The sequence below is a fragment of the Micromonospora deserti genome (assembly GCF_003236335.1).
Lineage (GTDB): Bacteria > Actinomycetota > Actinomycetes > Mycobacteriales > Micromonosporaceae > Micromonospora > Micromonospora deserti.
The window spans coordinates 1-2597 of record NZ_POUB01000455.1; the positions used below are offsets into that span (position 1 = coordinate 1).

3 protein-coding genes are annotated in these 2597 nt (G+C 73.3%); 2 read left to right on the forward strand and 1 reads right to left on the reverse strand.

Annotation, left to right across the window (positions count from 1 at the left end; translation table 11 throughout):
* Positions 1-790, reverse strand: a 790-nt coding sequence (gene map, locus C1I99_RS31055; protein WP_111137700.1) for a type I methionyl aminopeptidase, incomplete at its 3' end; no start/stop codon positions are given.
* Between the two features lie 152 nt (positions 791-942).
* On the opposite strand from map, the gene C1I99_RS31060 reads away from it, so the two are divergent.
* On the forward strand, positions 943-1932 hold the full coding sequence (locus C1I99_RS31060) for a 4-hydroxy-3-methylbut-2-enyl diphosphate reductase (RefSeq protein WP_111137702.1): 990 nt from the start codon (positions 943-945) through the stop codon (positions 1930-1932).
* A 40-nt stretch (positions 1933-1972) separates the two neighbouring features.
* Positions 1973-2404, forward strand: a complete 432-nt coding sequence (locus tag C1I99_RS31065) for a hypothetical protein (protein WP_111137701.1) — start codon at positions 1973-1975, stop codon at positions 2402-2404.
* The last annotated feature ends 193 nt before the right edge of the window (positions 2405-2597 follow it).

Consider the following 2597-nt stretch of genomic DNA (forward strand, 5'->3'; position numbering starts at 1 on the left):
GGGCGGCGGGTTCGCCCGGGCGGGCGGTGAGGACCCTCGGGCCGGCCTCGGTGATGGCGACGGTGTGCTCCCAGTGGGCGGCGAGGGCGCCGTCGAGGGTGCTGATCGTCCAGCCGTCGTCGGCGACGGTGAAGCCGGGGACGCCGAGGGTGAACATCGGCTCGATGGCGAAGACCAGGCCCGGGCGCAGTCGCATCCCGCGCCCGGGCCGCCCGCGCCCGGGGACCAGCGGATCCTCGTGTAGCTGCCGGCCGATGCCGTGGCCGCCGACCACGTGCCCGTCGTGCTCCGCGATCACACCCAGGCCGTGCCGGTCGGCCTCCGCCCCGACGGCGTACGACACGTCGCCGAGCCGGTTGCCGGGGCGCAGCGCGGCGATGCCCCGCCAGAGCGCGGCGTACCCGGCGTCGACCAGGGTGAGGGTGCGCTCGTCGGCCTGCTCCCGCCCGCCGACCACCCAGGTGCACGCGGCGTCGGAGTGGTAGCCCTGCCAGATCACGCCACAGTCCAGCGACACCAGGTCACCCGCGCGCAGCCGGACCCCGGTGGCGGGGAAGGCGTGCACGATCTGGTCGTTCACGGAGGTGCAGAGGGTGGCCGGGTAGCCGTGGTAGCCGAGGAAGGAGGGCTCCGCCCCCCGTGCGGCGATCTCGGCCGCGGCCAGCGCGTCCAACTCGCCGGTGGTCACCCCGGGAGCGACCGCCTCCCGGAGCACCTCGTGCACCTCGGCCAGGATGGTGCCGGCCCGGGCCATCAGCTCGATCTCGTCAGGGGTCTTCTGGATCACCATGGCGCGCGTCCTCTCGTACCGGAGAAGGGGTCTCCGGGGGATGCCGGTGGCCGTGCGCGCTGCCGGTGCGCTCATTCTGCCAGGCGCGGGCCGGCTTTGTGGTGACGGTCGCAGCGGGTGTGGCCCGGTGGGGCGGCACGTACGATGGGCGGGTGACCGAGGCTCAGGCGACTCCCCAGACCGGCAAGCGCGTGCTCCTGGCCAAGCCCCGCGGCTACTGCGCGGGCGTCGACCGCGCGGTGCAGACCGTGGAGGAGGCGCTCAAGCTCTACGGCGCCCCGATCTACGTGCGCAAGCAGATCGTGCACAACAAGCACGTCGTGCGGACGCTGGAGGCCCAGGGCGCGATCTTCGTGGAGGAGAACGAGGAGGTGCCCGAGGGCGCCACGGTCATCTTCTCCGCGCACGGCGTCGCCCCCGAGGTCTACGAGCAGGCGAAGGCGCGCTCCCTGAAGGCGATCGACGCGACCTGCCCGCTGGTCACCAAGGTGCACCAGGAGGCGAAGCGGTTCGCCGCCGAGGACTACGACATCCTGCTGATCGGCCACGAGGGGCACGAGGAGGTCATCGGCACCTCCGGCGAGGCCCCCGAGCACATCCAGCTCGTCGACGGCCCGGCCGACGCCGACAAGATCACCGTCCGCGACCCGAACAAGGTCGTCTGGCTCTCCCAGACCACCCTGTCGGTCGACGAGACGCTGGAGACGGTGGCCCGGCTCAAGAAGCGGCTGCCGATGCTGCAGTCCCCGCCCAGCGACGACATCTGCTACGCCACCTCCAACCGCCAGCACGTGGTCAAGGAGATCGCGCCCGAGTGTGACGTGATGATCGTGGTCGGTTCGCGCAACTCCTCCAACTCGGTACGCCTGGTCGAGGTCGCCCTCGACGCCGGCGCCCGCGCCGGTCACCTGGTCGACTTCGCCCACGAGATCGACGACGCGTGGCTGGCCGGGGCGCGCACGGTCGGGCTGACCTCCGGCGCGAGCGTCCCCGACGAGCTGGTGCAGGAGGTGCTCGCGTACCTCGCCGAGCGGGGCTTCACCGACGTGGACGAGGTGGTGACCGCCAACGAGCGGCTGACCTTCTCGCTGCCGCAGGAGCTCAAGCGGGACATGAAGGCCGCCGCGGCCGCCCGCGGCTGAGCGGGGAACGCCACCGGGCCGCGGCGCGTCTGATCCGGGTATGAGGACTCTTCGGCTCGCCGTCTCCGCTCTGCTGGTCTGCGTGGCGCTCGGCGCCTGCGGCGGCGGTGGTGACGGCACGTCCACCCCGACCCCGACGGGAGCGCAGCCGGTGACCGACCTGCCCACCCCGGACTCGACGCCGACCACTGGCCCGGTCGGCCCGACCGCACCCACCCAATCGCCGGCCCCGACGCGCCCCGGCGGGCCGACCAAGCCGCCGCCCGCGGGTGACACCACCCTGACCGGGGTCGTCACCGCCGGAGTGGAGCCGAACTGCCTGCTCCTCGACGGCTACCTGCTGATCGGCGGCCCTCGGGACGTGCTGGCCGCCGGCGCGCGGGTGACGGTCACCGGCCGGGCGCAGCCCGACATGCTCACCACCTGCCAGCAGGGAAAACCCTTCGTGGTGGAGACCGCCCGCCGCACCTGACCCGGCCCGCAGCGCCAGACCGCTGTCCGCGCCCCAGACCCCGTCCCGCGCCTAGCTCATCGAATCGGCGCTCTGACCTGCTCGTATTCAGGGGGCTCGCCCGTCGTGGCGATCAGGAGGCTGGCGAGATTTCTGCCCCGCCGCCGCCCTCGTCCGGCCGAAGCTGCCGGCCGGGGTGGAAAGGGGAGAGCCC

What these genes read in the sequence shown, in the direction of transcription:
- C1I99_RS31065 (WP_111137701.1), top strand. Translation starts at nt 1,973, where the DNA reads ATGAGGACTCTTCGGCTCGCCGTCTCCGCTCTGCTGGTCTGCGTGGCG.